Here is a 19,782-nt window from a genome sequence, read left to right on the forward strand (position 1 = left end):
ATTGGTGTCGTTGTTAGCGCGCCAGCACGTCGGCGGCGGGCTCTCTGGCGACAAAGTGCCCCGGTCCCACCTGCTGTAATGGCGTACCGATCCCCTCTTCGCCCCGCTTGAAGATGTTGCCCGGCAGCTCGTCTGAGAGCAGCACGCGCTGCGGACGACGATGCGCAGGATCGGCCACCGGAACGGCGGCCATCAGTTTACGGGTATAGGGGTGCTGCGGGTTTTCAAACACGGCGCGGCGCGGGCCGATCTCGACAATACGCCCGCGATACATCACCGCCACGCGGTGGCTGATGCGCTCAACCACCGCCATGTCATGGGAGATAAACAGAAATGCGATACCCATCTCACGCTGTAGATCGAGCATCAGATTGATAATTTGCGCGCGAATCGACACATCTAGCGCCGATACCGACTCATCGGCAATCACCACTTTCGGATTGAGCGCCAGCGCGCGGGCAATACAGATGCGCTGCCGCTGGCCGCCGGAAAACTCGTGCGGATAGCGCCACGCATGCTCCGGCTCCAGCCCGACGCGTTCCAGCAGCCAGCTGACCCGCTCACGAGCGGCATCGCCCTCCAGCAGCCGATGCACGCGCAGCGGTTCCATAATCGAATAGCCCACCGTTTGCCGTGGGTCGAGGGAAGCGTAGGGGTCCTGAAAGATAAACTGGATATCGCGGCGCAGCGCCTGAAGCTTACTGCCCGTCAGCGTATCAATCCGCTGGCCGTTGAAGGTGATGCTGCCGCCCTGAGTTTCCACCAGCCGCAGCAGCGCCCGGCCGGTCGTTGATTTACCGCAGCCGGACTCCCCCACCAGGCTCAGGGTTTCGCCGGGCCATAAATCAAAGCTGACCTTTTCGACCGCATGCACCTCGCGGGTAATGCGGTTGAGAATGCCGCTACGCAGCGGGAAGCGCGCCACCAGATCGCGAACTTTCAGGATCGGTTCCCCGGGCACAACGGTGTTCTGCCCCTCCGGCGACGGGCTCTGGTTTAACAGCGGGAAGCGGCGCGGCAGCGAAGTGCCGCGCATTGCCCCCAGCCGCGGCACCGCGGCCAGCAGCGCCTGAGTATACGGGTGCTTCGGCGCGCGGAAAATCTCTTCCACGCTGCCGGTTTCCACCGCTTCGCCGCGATACATCACCAGCACGCGGTCGGCGATATCGGCGACCACCCCCATATCGTGGGTAATAAAGATAACGCCCATCGCCATCTCTTTTTGCAGGACGGCAATCAGCTGTAAAATCTGCGCCTGAATAGTCACGTCCAGCGCGGTGGTCGGTTCATCGGCAATCAGCACAGCCGGTCGGCAGGAGAGCGCCATGGCGATCATCACCCGCTGACGCATCCCGCCGGAAAGCTGATGCGGATAGCGCGAGAGCATGGCTTCCGCTTCCGGAATGCGCACCTGATCGAGCATTTTCTTCGCTTCGCGCAGGGCCTCATCATGCTTCAGGCCCTGGTGTAAGCGGATAGATTCGGCAATCTGTTCACCGATGGTGAAGACCGGATTCAGCGACGTCATCGGCTCCTGGAAGATCATCGCCATATCCGCGCCGCGCACGCCGCGCATCTCGGTTTCAGACTGTTCGCTCAGCTCAATCACCTGCCGGCTGCGACGACGCAGCAGCAGCGCATCGCTGCGCACTTCGCTGACCGCCTGGTCGAGCAGGCGCATCAGCGCCAGGGACGTCACCGACTTCCCGGAGCCGGACTCGCCGACAATCGCCAGCGTCTCGCCGCGCCGCAGGGTAAACGACAGGTCGCGGACGGCGGAAAAAGCCTGCTGCTGCTGATTGAACACGACGTTCAGGCCGCGCACCTGCAGAACATCATCGGCATCGATTTCTTGACTATGCGGCAACGCCCTTTCCTCTTATTCGCGATAAATACCAATCGTGGGCGTATCGCCCGCATAACACCAGGCCCGGTACATGCCTTCGCTATTAAACGGCAGCGCCACGTTGCCTTCTCTGTCGATGGCGATCAGGCCGCCGCTGCCGCCCAGCGCCGGAAGTTTCTCCATCACCACCCTTTCGCAGGCCTCCTGCAGGCTGAGCTGGCTATACTCCATCAGCGCCGAAATATCGTAGGCCGCGAGCGTACGTATAAACACTTCGCCGGTACCGGTACAGGAAACGGCGACGCTGGCGTTATTGGCATAGCAGCCCGCACCGGGCAGCGGGCTGTCGCCGACGCGTCCCGGTAGCTTATTGGTCATGCCGCCGGTGGAGGTCGCCGCCGCGAGGTTGCCCGCCAGATCCATCGCGACCGCGCCGACGGTGCCCATTTTGTGCCGTTCATCCAGCGGCGCGGCGTGATGATCGAGCACGATATCGTCGCCCTCCTGCGCCTGACGCAGCTGCAGCAAACGCTCGGGAGTCGAAAACAGGCTGTTATCGACCCGCGCCATACCGCGGGAAGCGGCAAACGCTTCCGCCCCCTCGCCAATCAACAGCACGTGCGGGCTTTGCTCCAGCACCAGACGCGCCGCCAGCACCGGATTACGTAAATGCTGAACCCCGGCCACGGCCCCCGCCTGTAAGCTGTAACCATCCATCACGCAGGCATCGAGCTCATGGCGGGAATCGCGGGTAAATACCGAGCCAATACCGGCGTTAAATAACGGGCACTCCTCCAGCAGCCGGACCGCTTCGGTTACCGTATCCAGCGCGCTGGCCCCAGCAGCCAGCATTTTTTGTCCACTATCGACAATCGCCGACAGCGCCGCCACGTACTCCCGCTCGCGCGCCGGCGTCATCTGCGCGCGGCTAATCGCCCCGGCCCCGCCGTGAATTGCTATAACCGCCTTACCCATTGCGCCATTCCTTAACGATAAAGTGTATAAATATCATTATCGTGCTGACTGTCCTATACAATTTTTGAATATAGAAAGAGCGGACGGTGATGTAAAGCTTGTCGCCAGATGGGTTATAGCCCGTCTCTCTTTTCTGCCATAATAGGCGTTTTCGATGTTTGCCCGCAGGAGAAACCCATGGATTTTACCGCCGGACTGATGCCGCTCGACACAGCCCTGACCCAGATGCTCACTCGTATTACGCCGCTGAATGCGACGGATACCGTACCGCTGTTGCAGGCCTTTTCGCGCGTGACCGCCCATGATCTCGTTTCGCCGCTTAACGTTCCCGGTTTTGATAACTCGGCGATGGACGGCTACGCCGTGCGCCTGGCGGATCTCACCGACGGCGCAGCGCTGCCGGTGGCCGGCAAGGCCTTCGCCGGTCAACCCTTTGACGGCGTCTGGCCCGCGGGCACCTGTATCCGCATTATGACCGGCGCGCCGGTGCCGGAAGGCTGCGACGCGGTGGTGATGCAGGAGCAGGCCGAACAAACCGATGAGGGTATCCGCTTCCTCGCCCCGGTGAAAAACGGGCAGAATATTCGTCGTCTTGGCGAAGACATCGCCCACGGCGCGGTCGTCTTCCCCGCAGGTACCCGCCTGACCGCCGCCGAGCTGCCGGTCATCGCCTCGCTGGGGATTGCCGAGGTTGAGGTGGTGCGTAAAGTGCGGGTGGCGGTCTTCTCCACCGGCGATGAGCTCCAGCTACCGGGCCAGCCGCTGGCCGACGGGCAAATTTACGATACCAACCGCCTGGCGGTGCACCTGATGCTGCAGGAGCTGGGCTGCGAGGTCATTAACCTCGGCATTATTCCCGACGACCCGGCTAAACTGCGCGAAGCCTTTATTCAGGCTGACCAGCAGGCCGACGTGGTGATTAGCTCCGGCGGCGTTTCCGTCGGCGAGGCGGACTACACCAAAGCGATCCTCGAAGAGCTGGGGGAAATCGGCTTCTGGAAGCTGGCGATTAAGCCGGGTAAACCTTTCGCTTTCGGCAAGCTCAACCACAGCTGGTTCTGCGGCCTGCCCGGCAACCCGGTTTCCGCAACGCTGACCTTCTACCAATTGGTTCAGCCGCTGCTGGCGAAGCTGTCCGGCAACGTCGGGCAAGCTCAGCCGATGCGCCTGCGCGTTCGCGCCGCCTCCGGCCTGAAGAAATCGCCGGGCCGCCTCGATTTTCAGCGCGGCGTGCTGCAGCGCGGTCCCGACGGCGAGCTGGTGGTTAGCAGCACCGGTCACCAGGGCTCGCATATCTTCAGTTCATTCAGCCTCGGCAACTGCTTTATCGTTCTCGAACGCGAGCGCGGCAACGTGGAAGCGGGCGAATGGGTGGAAGTCGAGCCGTTTAATCATCTGTTCGGAGGGCTGTAATGGGCGTGGAGCTGAGCGATGAGGAGATGCTGCGCTATAACCGGCAGATTATTCTCCGCGATTTCGATTTTGACGGTCAGGAGCAGTTGAAAGCCTCCCGCGTGCTGGTCGTCGGCCTCGGCGGGCTGGGCTGCGCCGCCGCGCAGTATCTGGCGGCGGCAGGCGTCGGCCAGCTAACCCTGCTCGATTTCGACACCGTCTCGCTCTCCAACCTTCAGCGCCAGACGCTGCACAGCGACGACACCATCGGCCAGCCGAAGGTCGACTCCGCCCGCGCCGCGCTGGCGCGGATTAATCCCCACGTTCAGCTCACGGCGCTCAACGCGCGGCTGGAAGACGAGGCGCTGGCGGCGCAAATCGCCGCCCACGATCTGGTGCTCGACTGTACCGACAACGTCGCGATCCGTAACCAGCTCAACGCCGGATGTTTCCGCCATAAAACGCCGCTGGTCTCCGGCGCGGCGATTCGCATGGAAGGGCAAATCAGCGTCTTTACGTATCAGGAAGATGAACCCTGCTACCGCTGCCTGAGCCGCCTGTTTGGCGAAAACGCCCTCACCTGCGTCGAAGCCGGCGTCATGGCGCCGCTGGTCGGCACCATCGGTTCGCTGCAGGCGATGGAAGCGATTAAGCTGCTGGCCCGCTATGGCAGCCCGGCAACGGGAAAAATCGTCATGTACGACGCCATGCGCTGCCAGTTCCGTGAAATGAGGCTGCCGCGTAACCCTCACTGCGAGGTGTGCGGTACGCCCTGACCCTTTTCCGGCGGCGCTGTCGCCGGATGTTTTGTGACCCGCAGCGGCATTTTAACCTTCATTCTCCTTCCTCTTTCTGCTTGTTGATTTATATCAATACAACTTTCATTCGAAAGTAATTTAATCTTCATATGCAAATAAGAGGGTGAATCATGATCTTCAACATTCAGCGTTATTCAACCCATGACGGCCCGGGGATCCGCACTGTCGTCTTCCTCAAAGGGTGTTCGCTGGGCTGCCGCTGGTGCCAGAATCCGGAAAGCCGCGCCCGCACGGCGGATTTGCTGTATGACGCCCGCCTTTGCCTGGACGGCTGCGACCTCTGCCAGCAGGCTGCGCCGGAGGTGATTACCCGCAAGCTGGACGGTCTGATTATCCACCGCGAAGAGCTCACCGATGCGCATATCGGCAAATTGCGCGACTGCTGCCCGACCACGGCATTAACCGTGTGCGGCGAAGAGAAAAGCGTCGAAGAGATTATGGCCACGGTGCTGCGCGACAAACCGTTTTACGACCGCAGCGGCGGCGGCGTCACGCTTTCCGGCGGCGAGCCGTTTATGAATCCCGAACTGGCCCGACAGCTGTTTGAGGCCAGCCACAACGCGGGGATCCACACCGCGGTCGAAACCTGCCTGCACGTGCCGTGGAAATACGTCGAGCCCGCTTTGCCGTTTATCGACCTGTTTCTCGCCGACCTCAAGCACGTCAACGAAGCGATTTTCCAGCAGTGGACGGACGGCAGCGCTCGCCGGGTGCTGGATAACCTGCAGCGCGTCGCGCAGGCCGGAAAGAAAATCATCATTCGCGTGCCGCTGATCCAGGGCTTTAACGCCAACGAAAGCGATATTGCCGCCATTACCGATTTTGCCGCTGACCGTTTACAGGTTGGCGAGATCCACTTCCTGCCTTACCACACCTTAGGCATGAATAAATACCAATTACTCAGTCAGCCCTATACCGCTCCGGATAAACCGCTTGCTGCACCCGAGCTGCTCGCCTTCGCGCAGCGCTATGCTCAGAGCAAAGGTTTAACGGCGACTCTACGAGGATAACCTTATGACAACGTTGAAACTGGATACTCTGAGCCCGCGCATTCAGGCGCATAAAATGGCGCTGGTGCATATCGTTAAGCCGCCGGTTTGTACCGAGCGCGCCCTGCACTATACCGAAGCCTATCAGCAGCACCTGGATAAGCCGATCCCGGTACGCCGCGCGCTGGCGCTGGCCCATCACCTGGCGGAACGCACGATCTGGATTAAGCACGATGAACTGATCGTCGGCAACCAGGCCAGCGAAGTTCGCGCGGCGCCTATCTTCCCGGAATACACCGTTAGCTGGATCGAAAAAGAGATCGACGACCTCGCCGATCGCCCCGGCGCCGGTTTTGCCGTTAGCGAAGAGAACAAACGCGTGCTCCATGAAGTGTGCCCGTGGTGGCGCGGTCAAACCGTACAAGATCGCTGCTACGGCATGTTTACCGACGAGCAAAAAGCGCTGCTGGCGACCGGCATTATCAAAGCCGAAGGCAATATGACCTCCGGCGACGCTCACCTTGCGGTCAACTATCCGCTGCTGCTGGAAAAAGGCCTCGACGGCATGCGGGCGAAAGTCGCCGAGCGCCGTTCGCGCATTAACCTGACAGTGCTGGAAGATCTGCACGGCGAGCAGTTCCTTAAAGCCATTGATATCGTGCTGGAAGCGGTCAGCGACCACTGTAAGCGCTATGCCGGGCTGGCGCGCAATATGGCCGCGACGGAGAGCCGCGAATCCCGCCGCGACGAGCTGCTGGCGATAGCCGAAAACTGCGATATTATCGCCCACGAGCCGCCGAAAACCTTCTGGCAGGCGCTGCAGCTGTGCTATTTCATCCAGCTGATTCTGCAGATCGAATCCAACGGTCACTCGGTCTCTTTCGGCCGTATGGACCAGTATCTCTACCCTTACTATCGCCGCGACGTTGAGCTGGCGCAATCATTGGATCGCGAACACGCCATCGAGCTGCTGCACTGCTGCTGGCTGAAGCTGCTGGAAGTGAACAAAATTCGCTCCGGCTCGCACTCTAAGGCTTCCGCCGGTAGCCCGCTGTACCAGAACGTCACCATCGGCGGCCAGAATCTGGTGGACGGCAACGCGCAGGACGCGGTGAACCCGCTCTCCTACGCCATCCTGGAATCCTGCGGTCGGCTGCGTTCGACTCAACCTAACCTCAGCGTGCGCTATCACGCGGGCATGAGCAACGACTTCCTCGACGCCTGCGTGCAGGTGATCCGCTGCGGCTTCGGCATGCCGGCGTTCAACAACGATGAAATCGTCATCCCGGAATTTATCAAGCTGGGGATTGAGCCGCAGGACGCGTACGACTATGCCGCTATCGGCTGCATCGAAACCGCCGTCGGCGGTAAATGGGGCTATCGCTGCACCGGGATGAGCTTTATCAACTTCGCCCGCGTCATGCTGGCAACCCTGGAAGGCGGCCGCGACGCCACCAGCGGCCAGGTTTTCCTGCCGCAGGAACATGCGCTGTCAAAAGGCAACTTCGACAACTTTGAACAGGTTCTGGCCGACTGGGATACGCAGATCCGCTACTACACGCGCAAATCTATCGAGATTGAGTACGTGGTCGACACCATGCTGGAAGAGAACGTGCACGATATTCTCTGCTCGGCGCTGGTCGATGACTGCATCGAGCGCGCGAAGAGCATCAAGCAGGGCGGCGCGAAGTATGACTGGGTTTCCGGTCTGCAGGTCGGCATCGCTAACCTCGGCAACAGCCTGGCGGCGGTGAAGAAGCTGGTGTTCGATCAGGGCGTTATTGGCCAGCAGGAGCTGGCAAAGGCGCTGGCTGAAGACTTCGAAGGCCTGACCCACGAGCAGCTGCGCCAGCGCTTAATCAACGGCGCGCCGAAATACGGTAACGATGAAGACAGCGTGGATATGCTGCTGGCTCGCGCCTACCAGACCTATATCGACGAGCTGAAGCTGTATCATAACCCGCGCTACGGTCGCGGCCCGATCGGCGGCAACTACTACGCCGGCACCTCGTCCATCTCCGCCAACGTGCCGTTTGGCGCCCAAACGATGGCGACGCCGGATGGCCGTAAAGCGCACTCGCCGCTGGCGGAAGGGGCCAGCCCGGCCTCCGGTACCGACCATCTCGGGCCGACAGCGGTAATCAGCTCGGTGGGCAAACTGCCGACCGGCTCAATCCTCGGCGGCGTACTGCTTAACCAGAAGCTGAACCCGGCCACGCTGGAGAACGAATCCGATAAGCAGAAACTGATGGTGCTGCTGCGCACCTTCTTCGAGGTGCATAAAGGCTGGCATATTCAGTACAACATCGTGTCGCGCGAGACGCTGCTGGAAGCGAAGAAGCACCCAGACCAGTATCGTGATTTAGTGGTCCGCGTGGCCGGTTACTCGGCGTTCTTTACCGCCCTGTCGCCGGATGCTCAGGACGATATTATCGCCCGTACCGAGCATACGCTGTAAATCTCATCCCCCGGCTTGCGCTACGCTTAGCCGGGCTACAGGTTCGAAGCCGTTTGCGGGCCGGTAGCCCGGGTAAGGCGTTTACGCCGCAATCCGGGGTTTTCTGCTGCACAGAGGTGAACGCAAACTTTCATTCGAAATAAATTTGTGCTCCCCATCACATTGTAATTAGAATGTTACTGGTCGAAGTTAAGCCAGGAGCATGTGTTATGACCGTTAAAGTTATCGTCACCGATATGGACGGAACTTTTCTCAATGACGCCAAGCAGTATGACCGCTCGCGTTTTCTCGCGCAGTTTGCGCAACTCCAGCAGCAGGGTATTGAGTTCGTGGTCGCCAGCGGCAACCAGTACTACCAGCTGATCTCTTTTTTCCCGGAAATCCGTGACCAAATCTCCTTTGTTGCCGAGAACGGCGCGCTGGTTTACGAACGCGGTCAACAGCTGTTCCACGGCGAACTCACCCGTCATGAATCCCAGGTCGTCATCGGCGAACTGCTGAAAGACCCGCAGCTCAACTTCGTCGCCTGCGGCCTCAAGAGCGCTTACGTCAGCGAGCGCGCGCCCGAGGCGTTTGTCACCCTGATGTCAAAGCACTACCATCGCCTGCAGCGCATTAGCAGCTATCATGACATCGACGACACGCTGTTTAAGTTTTCCCTGAACCTGCCGGATAGCGAAATCCCGCAGCTTATCGACAAACTGCACGTCTCGCTGGACGGCATCATGAAGCCGGTCACCAGCGGCTTCGGCTTCGTCGATTTGATTATCCCCGGCCTGCATAAAGCCAACGGCATCAGCCGCCTGCTGAAGCGCTGGAACATCTCGCCGCAGGCCTGCGTAGCCATTGGCGACAGCGCTAACGATACGGAAATGCTCAAGCTGGTGAAATACTCTTTCGCGATGGCCAACGCCGCCGAAAGCATCAAAGCGGTGTCGCGTTTTGCCACCGATGATAACAACCACGACGGCGCGCTGAACGTCATTCAGGCCGTCCTCGACCACACCGCCCCGTTCAACGAGTAACGCCACCCGGGGTTTACCGCCCCGGCTTCCCGTTTTGTGCACCTCCGCATAATTTTAAACTTGCATTAACTTAATTTTAACTTAAATTATCATATGTAAGATAAATTACTTTCGAATGAAAGATGAGAGGTCATTATGGCTGTTACCCATACCTGTGAAACTTTACCCGCCGACCCCAAAGCGGCCATCCGCCGGATTAAACAGGAGCTGCGGGCGCAAATTGGCGACGTGCAGGCGGTGTTCGATCGGCTGACGGCGCGTATCTCCGCGCGTCTGGAAGAGATTGACGCCCTTAAGGCCAGCGGTCAGGACGTCTGGCCAACGATCCCGTTCGCCGATATTGCCCGGGGCCAGGTCACGGAAGCCCAGCGCGAGCTCATCAAGCGTCGCGGCTGCGCCGTTATCAAGGGCCATTTTTCTCGCGAACAGGCGCTGGCGTGGGACAACGCAATGCTCGAGTATCTCGACCGCAACCATTTCGATGACGTTTATAAAGGTCCCGGCGATACCTTTTTCGGGTCGCTGGAAGCTTCGCGCCCGGAAATCTATCCGATTTACTGGTCCCAGGCGCAGATGCAGGCGCGACAGAGCGATGAAATGGCCGCCGTGCAGTCGTTCCTCAACCGTCTGTGGACCTTTAACCGCGACGGCAAACAGTGGTTCGACCCGGACGTCAGCGTCATTTACCCGGACCGCATTCGCCGCCGCCCGCCGGGAACCACCTCGAAAGGTCTGGGGGCGCATACCGATTCCGGCGCCCTGGAGCGCTGGCTGCTGCCGGCCTATCAGAAAGTGTTTGCCGACGTGTTTAACGGCAACATTGATGCTTACGACCCGTGGGACGCGGCGCACCGCACCGAAGTCGAAGAGTATACGGTCGACAACACCACCAAATGCTCGGTGTTCCGCACCTTCCAGGGGTGGACCGCGCTCTCCGATATGATCCCCGATCAGGGCCTGCTGCACGTGGTGCCGATCCCGGAAGCGATGGCTTACGTGCTGCTGCGTCCGCTGCTCGACGATGTCCCGGAAGATGAGCTGTGCGGCGTCGCGCCGGGCAAGGTGCTGCCGATTTCGGAAAAATGGCACCCGCTGCTGATCAAAGCCTTAAGCTCTATTCCGGCGCTGAATGCGGGCGATTCGGTATGGTGGCACTGCGACGTGATCCACTCGGTCGCGCCGGTGGAAAATCAGCAGGGCTGGGGCAACGTGATGTATATTCCCGCCGCACCAATGTGCGAGAAAAACCTCGCCTACGCGCAGAAGGTCAAAGCGGCGCTGGCGCGCGGCGCTTCGCCGGGAGATTTCCCCCGCGAGGATTATGAAAGCGACTGGGAAGGCCGCTTTACGCTGGATGACTTAAATATCCACGGTAAGCGCGCGTTGGGGATGGCGAATTAATCATCATATAACCCCTTCGCTTCAACGGCGGTACGGCGGTTACCGGCGCGTATCCGCCGCACCGAATCGCGTACCGCCAGCGTCCCATGCAGGAGTAACGCGCCGTGCGGCGCATCGGGACGGATCAGTCTCTGCTGTAATAGATGTACCGCTTCAACCCCTAATTCATCGCGTGGGACGTGGACGGCGGTTAGCGGTACATCCTGGATCGCCGCCAGGTTAAAGCCGTCGATGCTCATGACGGAAACATCCTGCGGGACGCGCAAACCGCGTTTTTGTAATGCGGCGATCGTGCCTGCCGCCATAAAATCACCGCCCACCAGAAATGCCGTCGGCAGCGGGCCATCGCCGCGCTGATCCAGCCACTCCCCGACTTTTTCCTCGGTATCCCTGGCGCTGAAGTTGGCCACAGCGAGTAAATCCCTGCCGTCAACGAAACGGAGATTCCGCGCCCGCCATGCCTGCTTAATGCCCAGCAGACGCAGCTCCATGGTATAGCGGCGCAGGCACATCACGTTCATGATCGCCTGATGCCCCATCTCAAACAGATACCGGGCGGCGAACTGGCCGATCAGCCGATGATCCGGCGCGACGGAGGGTAAACGCATTCCCGCGTCGTGGCAGTTAATCATCACGCAGGGCTTCGCCAGATCGGCCGCCAGATCGTGAATATGCGGATCGTCGATACCCAGTAAAATCGCGGCCTGGGTCGATGCTTCATGCATGCGCTGCAAAAACAAATTGGCATCGCTGTCGTTCTCTTCCAGCGCGCAATAGCGCAGGTGTACCTCATGCGGCATAAGGGCGCAATTGATGCTTTGAATCACCCGATAGTAGTAAATATCCGTGCGTTCATCGAAAGCGCGCTGAGGGGCAAAGACCACCAGATTATTGAGCAGCATTCGCCCGGCGGCGATACCCTCCATCACGCCCAGCTCGCGGGCGCAATCCAGTACCCTCTGGCGAGCCCTGGCGCTGGTATTTGCTTTTCCCGCCAGCACCCGCGATACCGTGCTCACCGACAGCCCGGTACGCGCCGCAATTTCGCTCACTTTCAGCTTTTTGTCCATTTTGTGATCGCGCTCTACTTTGCTCATGAAAAAATTTTCATATTGAGAATGTGAATATTTTTAAGCGATTTGGCGATGTCATACTGCGATCTGGATCGTTCCATGAAAATATTTGCAGAATTGTCGCTATTGCCCGCTCGCATTCTCCCTTAGCCTGAATTGGTCCAACACCTTTGAGATTAGTCAACCAATAGTGTCGAGACATCAACCTTAACAAACAACGAAATAGAAAATTTTAGCGACAACTCAACAAGCGGGTTGGTCAATTTTCCCTACTACATGTCTCGTGGAGAGTTCTATGAGCCAAGGCCTCAATAATGATATGGCGGTCAGTAAATCGCGCCGCATAGTGAAGAACCTGCGCTGGTGGATGCTGGTGCTGTTTTTACTCGGCGTCACCGTTAACTACATCACGCGTAATTCGTTGGGGATTATCGCCCCGGAACTAAAAACCTCCCTGGGTATTACCACTGAACAGTACTCATGGATAGTCGGCGCTTTTCAGCTGGCGTACACCATTTTCCAGCCGCTCTGCGGCTGGCTTATCGACGTTATTGGCCTCAAGCTCGGCTTTATGATCTGCGCCACCCTGTGGGCCATCGCCTGCATCGCCCATGCCGGGGCGGGGAGCTGGCTGCACCTGGCGATTCTGCGCTTTTTCATGGGCGGCGCTGAGGCGGCGGCAACGCCAGCCAACGCCAAAACGCTGGGTGAGTGGTTTCCAAAATCCGAGCGGCCGATCGCGGCAGGCTGGGCGGGCGTCGGCTTCTCCGTGGGCGCCATGCTGGCGCCGCCGATTATCTACTTCGCACACGCTTCGTTCGGCTGGCAGGGGGCATTCATGTTCACCGGCGCGCTGGCGCTGCTGTGGGTCGTGCTGTGGTGGGCGTTCTATCATAACCCGGAAAAACACCCTAACCTCGGTAAAGCTGAGCTGGCGCTGATCCAGCAGGACAATGAAGCGCCACCGGTCAAACTGCCCTTCTTTACCGCGCTAAAAACCGTATCGAAAAACAAGCGCTTCTACGGTATCGCCATTCCGGCCTTTATGGCTGAGCCCGCCTGGGCGGTGCTGAGCTTCTGGGTACCGCTCTACCTGGCGAAAGAGCACGGCATGGATTTAAAACAAATCGCCATGTTTGCCTGGCTGCCGTTTCTGGCGGCCGACCTCGGCAGCGTCGCCAGCGGCTATCTGACCAAACTGTATACCCGCTGGTTCGGCTGTTCGCGGGTGAACTCGGTGGTCGCCAGCTCCGTCACCGGCGCCTTCCTGATGATTTCGCTCGCCACCGTGGCGATCACCCGCGATCCCTATATCACCATCGTGCTGATTTCGATAGGCGGCTTCGGCCACCAGATCATCTCCTGCATGCTCAGCGCGCTGGTGGTGGAGTCGTTCGATAAAGGACAGATGGCGACCGTGAACGGGATGCGCGGCTCCGCCGCCTGGATCGCCAGCTTTCTGTTCTCGCTGTTGATTGGCGTCACCGCCGACAAAATCGGCTTCAACCCGCTATTTATCGCCATGGGGTTCTTTGACCTGATTGGCGCGGTATTCCTGGTGGCATTTATTGCTGAACGTCGCGCAAAACGCGCCTGAGAGTGGATGTAAAAAATGAAGACTTTGAAAAACTGGACTTTGCACCAACGGCTGGACCACCACGTTGAGCTGATCGTAGACGGCCAGCACACCCTGTGTCTGTACGTGCTGGAAGAGAATATGTTCCGCGTGCTGCTAAAGCGGCACGGCCAGCTGGCGCTGGATCGCACCTGGAGTATCGCTCCCCAGCAGGACGTGCCGTGGGAAGGACGCCCGCGCGAAGATTTGAGCGGCTTTAGCCTCCCCGCCTGGCAGCTCACGGAGCATAGCGATACCCTGAGCATCGCCACCGACCAGCTGCGCGTCACCGTCCACCAGCCGCTGTGGCTGGAATGGAGCTATCGCGATGAGGCCGGCGAGTGGCAGCCGCTGGTTAACGACCGCCCCACCAGCGCCTACCTGGCGAATGCCCACGGCGACGGCGTTGCCCACTACCTGAGCCGACGCAAAGACGAACGCTTCTACGGTCTGGGCGAAAAAGCCGGCGATCTGCAGCGTAACGGGAAGCGCTATGAGATGCGTAACCTCGACGCCATGGGCTATAACGCGGCAAGCACCGACCCGCTGTACAAACATATTCCGTTTACCATCGCGCAGCGTAGCGATGTCAGCTACGGTCTGTTTTACGACAACCTGAGCAGCTGCTGGCTGGATCTCGGCAACGAAATCGATAATTACCATACCGCCTATCGCCGCTGGCAGGCGGAAGCCGGCGACATCGATTACTATCTTTTTTCCGGCAAACGGGTACTGGATATCACCAAAGCATTCGTACGCCTGACCGGCAAAACGCTGTTCGGACCGAAATGGAGTCTCGGCTACAGCGGTTCGACGATGCACTACACCGACGCGCCGGATGCGCAAAACCAGCTGATGAACTTCATCCGCCTGTGTGATGAACACGCCATACCGTGCGATTCGTTCCAGCTCTCTTCCGGCTATACCTCGATTGACGGCAAGCGCTACGTCTTTAACTGGAACAACGACAAGGTGCCGCAGCCGAAGGTGATGAGCCAGGCCTTCCACGATGCCGGACTGAAGCTCGCCGCCAATATTAAGCCCTGCCTGCTGCAGGACCATCCGCGCTATAACGAGGTCGCGGAGCGCGGGCTTTTTATCCGCGATTCACAGGCGGATGCTCCCGAGCGCTCCAGCTTCTGGGATGACGAAGGGTCGCACCTTGACTTTACCAACCCGCAGACCGTCGCCTGGTGGCAGGAAGGCGTGACAACCCAGCTGCTGGAGATGGGTATCGACTCCACGTGGAACGATAATAACGAGTATGAAGTCTGGGACGGCGAAGCCCGCTGTTACGGGTTTGGCGAGGAAATTGCCATTAAACATATTCGCCCGGTCATGCCGCTGCTGATGATGCGCGCGTCGCTGGAGGCTCAGCAGCGCTTTGCGCCGCACAAACGACCGTACCTGATCTCTCGCTCCGGCTGCGCCGGGATGCAGCGCTACGTCCAGACCTGGAGCGGCGATAACCGTACCAACTGGGATACGCTGCGCTATAACACCCGCATGGGGCTGGGAATGAGCCTCTCCGGGCTGTTCAACGTCGGACACGATGTTGGCGGCTTCTCTGGCGATAAACCGGACCCGGAGCTGTTCGTGCGCTGGGTACAAAACGGCGTTATGCATCCGCGCTTTACCATTCACTCGTGGAATGACGACCAGACGGTCAACGAAGCCTGGATGTACCCGGAAGTCACGCCGGCTATCCGTTCAGCCATTGAGCTGCGCTATCGTCTGCTGCCGTACCTCTATACGCTGCTGTGGCAGGCTCACGCCGACGATGAACCGATGCTGCGTCCGACCTTCCTCGATCACGAACACGATCCGCGGACGTTTGCCGAATGCGACGACTTCCTGCTGGGTCGCGATCTGCTGGTCGCCAGCGTCGTCGAACCCGGCGCGCGTCAGCGCCGCGTCTGGCTGCCGGCCAATCAGGACGGCTGGTACGACTTTGATAGCCACCAGTGGTTCGCGGGAGGCCAGTGGATCGTCCTTGATGCGCCGCTGGAAAAACTGCCGCTGCTGGTTCGCGCCGGAGCAGGCCTGCCGCTGAGCGAGCGTATCCGCCACGTCGATGCGCAAAAAGACGATTGCCGCGAGCTGAAGCTGTTCCCGCTGAAGGGCGTGGGGACCCGTTGCGGCCTGCTGTTTGAAGATGATGGCGAAAGCTGGAGCTACCAGAATGGCCATGCGCTGTGGGTAGAATGGGAAATGGTTTGCGATAGCGCCAGCATCAACCTGAAGGTGAACGCGCGCGGCGATTATCGTCCGGCGTGGAAAGCGCTGAAGGTGTCGTTGCCGGCGGGGGAAAAACGCAGGCTGCTGGTGAACGGTGAAGAAAGGAGCGAGTGGCGAGTGTAGCCCTCACCTTTTTCGCGCTGCCTCCAGGGAATTCAGCCACTCTGCGAACTGCTCCCGGGGGCGGCGCTTGACGCGCCTTGCCCGGGCTACAGGTTCACCGCCGTCTGTGGGCCGGTAGCCCGGATAAGGCGCTGCAGCGCCGCAATCCGGGACAGACAACAGGAATATTATTCGATACCTTTGCTGCGCAGATAATCTTCGTAGTTACCGGTGAAGTCCACAACGCGCTCCGGCGTAATTTCAATCACTCGGGTCGCCAGCGAGCTCACAAACTCACGGTCGTGGGAAACAAAGATCAGGGTGCCCTGATACATCTCCAGCGCCATGTTCAGCGATTCGATCGATTCCATATCCAGGTGGTTGGTTGGTTCATCCATCACCAGGATATTCGGTTTTTGCATCATCAGCTTACCGAAAAGCATGCGGCCTTTTTCGCCACCGGAGAGCACTTTCGCCGGCTTCTTGATATCGTCCTGACTGAACAGCAGACGACCCAGGATGCTGCGCACCGCCTGCTCATCATCGCTTTCCTGCTTCCACTGGCTCATCCACTCGAATACCGTCAGATCGTTTTCAAACTCATATTCATGATCCTGCGCGTAGTAGCCAATCTGCGCGTTCTCAGACCATTTAACGGTACCGTTATCGGGCGTCAGATCGCCGACCAGGGTTTTCAGCATCGTGGATTTACCCACGCCGTTGGCGCCCAGAATGGCAAGCTTCTCCCCCACTTCCAGCAGCAGATTGACGTTTTTAAACAGCGGGCCGTTATCGAAGCCTTTCGCCAGCGCTTCCACTTCCAGGGCGTTACGGAACAGCTTCTTATCCTGCTCAAAGCGAATGAACGGGTTCTGACGGCTGGACGCTTTCACTTCGTCCAGCTTAATTTTGTCAATCTGACGGGCGCGCGAGGTCGCCTGGCGAGATTTAGAGGCGTTGGCGCTAAAGCGGCTGACGAATGATTGCAGATCGGCAATCTGCGCTTTTTTCTTGGCGTTGTCCGCCAGCAGACGTTCGCGCGCCTGGGTCGCCGCGGTCATGTACTCATCGTAGTTGCCCGGGTAAACGCGCAGCTCGCCGTAATCCAGATCCGCCATGTGGGTACAGACCATATTCAGGAAGTGACGGTCGTGCGAAATGATGATCATGGTGCTGTCGCGATCGTTGAGGGTCTGCTCCAGCCAGCGGATGGTGTCGATGTCCAGGTTGTTCGTCGGTTCATCAAGCAGCAGAATGTCCGGGTTAGAGAACAGCGCCTGCGCCAGCAGCACGCGCAGCTTCCAGCCGGGAGCGACTTCGCTCATCGGGCCGTAATGCTGTTCAACCGGGATGCCGACGCCGAGCAGCAGTTCGCCGGCGCGCGCTTCAGCGGAGTAACCGTCCATCTCGCCGTACAGCACTTCCAGGTCAGCCACTTTGTAGCCATCTTCTTCGCTCATCTCCGCCAGGGAGTAGATACGATCGCGCTCCTGCTTCACTTCCCACAGCTCGCCGTGGCCCATAATGACCGTATCCAGCACGCTGAACTCTTCAAACGCAAACTGATCCTGACGCAGCTTACCGATACGCTCGTTCGGATCGAGGGAGACGTTGCCCAGCGTCGGCTCAAGATCGCCGCCGAGGATCTTCATAAAGGTGGATTTGCCGCTACCGTTGGCGCCAATCAGGCCGTAACGGTTGCCGCCGCCAAATTTGACGGAAATATTTTCGAACAGCGGCTTACTGCCGAACTGCATGGTGACGTTGCTGGATACTAGCACGGGGTTATCCTGAAAATAGAGAATGAGAAGTGTGATGAACCAGACATTATGCCAGCAAATGCTTCACTTTTCACGGGGCGTTATAAAATCATCAATGACGCCTGTGTTAGGGTCATGTCATATTGCGCGGTTACACTGCTTAATGCGTAATTTTTTACCTTAATCTGGAAGGAACCTATGACCACACTCTCCCGCCATCCGGCTTTCTTATCGCTGCAGGGCGGTATCAACTTTCGTGACCTGGGCGGCCAGCGTACCGCCGACGGCCGTCGCGTGCGTACCGGGAAATTATTCCGCTCCGGCTCGCTGCATATGATGACGGCAGATGACCTCACCCATCTGGACGCGATCCCGCTTAGCCGAGTGATTGATTATCGCGATCCGGGCGAAGTGAATCGCAGCCCCGATAAGCTGAACGAAGCGGCTCACTACCTCAACGCCCCGGCGAATCCGCACGTTCGCGACGTCAACGCCAAAGTCACCGAGCTCAACGCCGCCACCCTGAACGTCCTTAACGGCGAGCAGTTTATGCTGGCGCTCTACCGCCAGCTGCCGTTCAATAACGCCGCTTATCGCCAGCTGGCCGGTTGGCTGATGGAGCCTTTCGACGGCGCGCTGCTGCAGCACTGCGCGGTGGGAAAAGACCGCACCGGCGTTGGCTGCGCGTTGACGCTGTTCGCCCTCGGCTGCGATCGTCATACGGTCATGGAGGAATATCTGCTCACCCAGGGCATGCTGACGCAGGTCGAAGATTTCATGCTCCAGTCCCTCGGCAATGCGCTGACCCCCCGCGGCCGGCAGAACCTGGCGGAAATGATGACGGTGCATGAGTCCTACCTTGCCGCCGCACTTTCGCAAATCGACGAACGCTACGCCAGCGTCGATGCCTGGCTGGAGAAAGAGTATCAGCTCACGCCGCAGGCGCGAGAAGCGCTCCAGTCGCGGCTTCTGGAGGGGTAATCCCCTCCCGTTTTCAGGCTGCAGAGCCCGCGTTGACGGGCTACACTCAGGGTCACAGGAAAAAAATGTGATTTCGTACACATCTCATTTACCTGTTTGCCGGAAAGCACATATAATGCGCTCCCATCGACTTCCTGTTTAAACTGACAAAGGCCTGTGCGGCATTAACATCGCCCACGACATAAAGATTATGAAATTATCAACACTCTTCGCGGCAGCCTTCGCCATCGTGGGCTTTTGCAACACAGCTTCTGCTGTAACCTACCCTCTGCCCACCGACGGCAGCCGTCTGATTGGCCAGAACCAGGTGATCACCATTCCGGAAGGCAACAAGCAGCCGCTGGAATATTTCGCCGCTGAATACCAGATGGGTTTATCCAACATGCTGGAAGCCAACCCGGGCGTGGACACCTTCCTGCCGAAAGGCGGCACCGTGCTGAATATCCCGCAGCAGCTGATCCTGCCGGACACCGTGCATGAAGGTATCGTCATCAACAGCGCGGAAATGCGCCTCTACTACTATCCGAAAGGCACCAACACCGTCATCGTGCTGCCGATCGGTATCGGCCAGTTAGGCAAAGACACGCCGATCAACTGGGTGACGAAAGTTGAGCGTAAAAAAGCCGGTCCGACCTGGACGCCTACCGCCAAAATGCACGCTGAATATGCCGCAGCCGGTGAACCGCTGCCGGCCGTTGTTCCTGCCGGCCCTGATAACCCGATGGGCCTGTACGCGCTGTATATCGGCCGCCTGTACGCTATTCACGGTACCAACGCTAACTTCGGCATCGGCCTGCGCGTCAGCCACGGCTGCGTGCGTCTGCGTAACGACGATATCAAATTCCTGTTTGAAAACGTGCCGGTCGGCACCCGCGTTGAGTTTATCGATGAGCCGGTAAAAGCCACTACCGAGCCTGACGGCAGCCGCTTCATTGAAGTTCACAACCCGCTGTCCACCACGGAAGAGCAGTTCCAGGGCGGCGAAATCGTGCCGATTAACCTGACCAAATCAGTACAGGCGATTACCAGCCAGACTGACGTAGACCAGAGCGTGGTCGATCAGGCGATCCAGAACCGTTCCGGTATGCCGGTGCGTCTGAACTAAAACG

Annotated in this window: 14 protein-coding genes; 10 read left to right on the forward strand and 4 right to left on the reverse strand. The window is 59.0% G+C overall.

Annotated elements, in window-relative coordinates:
• Positions 1–13: 13 nt before the first annotated feature.
• Positions 14–1,867 carry a glutathione ABC transporter ATP-binding protein GsiA gene (gsiA, locus tag ABLV30_RS03765; protein ID WP_211801294.1) on the reverse strand — a complete coding sequence of 618 codons (1,854 nt, stop codon included), beginning with the start codon at positions 1,865–1,867 and terminating at the stop codon, positions 14–16.
• Between the two features lie 12 nt (positions 1,868–1,879).
• A complete protein-coding gene (gene iaaA / locus ABLV30_RS03770) occupies positions 1,880–2,821 on the reverse strand; it encodes a beta-aspartyl-peptidase (RefSeq protein ID WP_009653820.1) in 942 nt (313 codons plus the stop codon).
• A gap of 177 nt (positions 2,822–2,998) precedes the next feature.
• Between iaaA and moeA the strand changes: the two genes are divergently transcribed.
• From moeA to ABLV30_RS03800, 6 genes are all read left to right on the forward strand, one after another.
• On the forward strand, positions 2,999–4,234 hold the full coding sequence (gene moeA, locus ABLV30_RS03775) for a molybdopterin molybdotransferase MoeA (RefSeq protein WP_014837888.1): 1,236 nt from the start codon (positions 2,999–3,001) through the stop codon (positions 4,232–4,234).
• Positions 4,234–4,989, forward strand: coding sequence for a molybdopterin-synthase adenylyltransferase MoeB (gene moeB / locus ABLV30_RS03780; protein WP_182158150.1), 756 nt, complete (start codon positions 4,234–4,236; stop codon positions 4,987–4,989). Before moeA ends, moeB begins: the two co-directional genes overlap by 1 nt.
• 152 nt (positions 4,990–5,141) lie before the next feature.
• Positions 5,142–6,041: a glycyl-radical enzyme activating protein gene (locus ABLV30_RS03785; protein WP_182158149.1), complete on the forward strand. Its 900-nt coding sequence runs from the start codon at positions 5,142–5,144 to the stop codon at positions 6,039–6,041.
• A 4-nt stretch (positions 6,042–6,045) separates the two neighbouring features.
• A complete protein-coding gene (locus tag ABLV30_RS03790; protein WP_048261117.1) occupies positions 6,046–8,478 on the forward strand; it encodes a formate C-acetyltransferase/glycerol dehydratase family glycyl radical enzyme in 2,433 nt (810 codons plus the stop codon).
• Between the two features lie 209 nt (positions 8,479–8,687).
• On the forward strand, positions 8,688–9,503 hold the full coding sequence (locus ABLV30_RS03795; RefSeq protein ID WP_025108085.1) for a Cof-type HAD-IIB family hydrolase: 816 nt from the start codon (positions 8,688–8,690) through the stop codon (positions 9,501–9,503).
• Between the two features lie 135 nt (positions 9,504–9,638).
• The gene (locus ABLV30_RS03800; protein WP_025108086.1) at positions 9,639–10,904 is read left to right on the forward strand and encodes a DUF1479 domain-containing protein; all 1,266 of its coding nucleotides are present in this window, start codon (positions 9,639–9,641) and stop codon (positions 10,902–10,904) included.
• Here the strand turns inward: ABLV30_RS03800 and ABLV30_RS03805 are convergent.
• On the reverse strand, positions 10,901–12,001 hold the full coding sequence (locus ABLV30_RS03805; RefSeq protein ID WP_177952238.1) for a LacI family DNA-binding transcriptional regulator: 1,101 nt from the start codon (positions 11,999–12,001) through the stop codon (positions 10,901–10,903). The two genes, ABLV30_RS03800 and ABLV30_RS03805, sit on opposite strands and share 4 nt — an antisense overlap.
• 271 nt (positions 12,002–12,272) lie before the next feature.
• On the opposite strand from ABLV30_RS03805, the gene ABLV30_RS03810 reads away from it, so the two are divergent.
• Positions 12,273–13,574, forward strand: a complete 1,302-nt coding sequence (locus tag ABLV30_RS03810; protein WP_004849139.1) for an MFS transporter — start codon at positions 12,273–12,275, stop codon at positions 13,572–13,574.
• Positions 13,575–13,589: 15 nt separating this feature from the next.
• Positions 13,590–15,953 (forward strand): glycoside hydrolase family 31 protein, encoded by a 2,364-nt coding sequence (locus ABLV30_RS03815; protein ID WP_048261121.1) that lies wholly within the window; start codon positions 13,590–13,592, stop codon positions 15,951–15,953.
• Positions 15,954–16,120: 167 nt separating this feature from the next.
• Here ABLV30_RS03815 and ABLV30_RS03820 read toward each other — a convergent pair whose 3' ends face one another.
• Entirely contained in the window at positions 16,121–17,713 is a 1,593-nt protein-coding gene (locus ABLV30_RS03820; RefSeq protein ID WP_004849135.1) for an ABC-F family ATPase, read from the reverse strand.
• Positions 17,714–17,890: 177 nt separating this feature from the next.
• Between ABLV30_RS03820 and ABLV30_RS03825 the strand changes: the two genes are divergently transcribed.
• Both ABLV30_RS03825 and ldtB read left to right on the forward strand, forming a co-directional pair.
• Entirely contained in the window at positions 17,891–18,673 is a 783-nt protein-coding gene (locus ABLV30_RS03825; RefSeq protein WP_265800481.1) for a tyrosine-protein phosphatase, read from the forward strand.
• 190 nt (positions 18,674–18,863) lie between these two features.
• A complete protein-coding gene (ldtB, locus tag ABLV30_RS03830) occupies positions 18,864–19,778 on the forward strand; it encodes a L,D-transpeptidase (RefSeq protein ID WP_004130773.1) in 915 nt (304 codons plus the stop codon).
• Positions 19,779–19,782: the final 4 nt, after the last annotated feature.

It is taken from the genome of Klebsiella sp. CN_Kp113, assembly GCF_040064585.1.
Classification (GTDB): Bacteria; Pseudomonadota; Gammaproteobacteria; order Enterobacterales; family Enterobacteriaceae; genus Klebsiella; species Klebsiella michiganensis.

Excerpts from the sequence above, each read along its gene's own strand:
- iaaA (WP_009653820.1), bottom strand. The coding sequence starts at position 2,821 with ATGGGTAAGGCGGTTATAGCAATTCACGGCGGGGCCGGGGCGATTAGC.
- moeA (WP_014837888.1), top strand. The coding sequence starts at position 2,999 with ATGGATTTTACCGCCGGACTGATGCCGCTCGACACAGCCCTGACCCAG.
- moeB (WP_182158150.1), top strand. The coding sequence starts at position 4,234 with ATGGGCGTGGAGCTGAGCGATGAGGAGATGCTGCGCTATAACCGGCAG.
- ABLV30_RS03785 (WP_182158149.1), top strand. The coding sequence starts at position 5,142 with ATGATCTTCAACATTCAGCGTTATTCAACCCATGACGGCCCGGGGATC.
- ABLV30_RS03790 (WP_048261117.1), top strand. The coding sequence starts at position 6,046 with ATGACAACGTTGAAACTGGATACTCTGAGCCCGCGCATTCAGGCGCAT.
- ABLV30_RS03795 (WP_025108085.1), top strand. The coding sequence starts at position 8,688 with ATGACCGTTAAAGTTATCGTCACCGATATGGACGGAACTTTTCTCAAT.
- ABLV30_RS03800 (WP_025108086.1), top strand. The coding sequence starts at position 9,639 with ATGGCTGTTACCCATACCTGTGAAACTTTACCCGCCGACCCCAAAGCG.
- ABLV30_RS03805 (WP_177952238.1), bottom strand. The coding sequence starts at position 12,001 with ATGAGCAAAGTAGAGCGCGATCACAAAATGGACAAAAAGCTGAAAGTG.
- ABLV30_RS03810 (WP_004849139.1), top strand. The coding sequence starts at position 12,273 with ATGAGCCAAGGCCTCAATAATGATATGGCGGTCAGTAAATCGCGCCGC.
- ABLV30_RS03815 (WP_048261121.1), top strand. The coding sequence starts at position 13,590 with ATGAAGACTTTGAAAAACTGGACTTTGCACCAACGGCTGGACCACCAC.
- ABLV30_RS03825 (WP_265800481.1), top strand. The coding sequence starts at position 17,891 with ATGACCACACTCTCCCGCCATCCGGCTTTCTTATCGCTGCAGGGCGGT.
- ldtB (WP_004130773.1), top strand. The coding sequence starts at position 18,864 with ATGAAATTATCAACACTCTTCGCGGCAGCCTTCGCCATCGTGGGCTTT.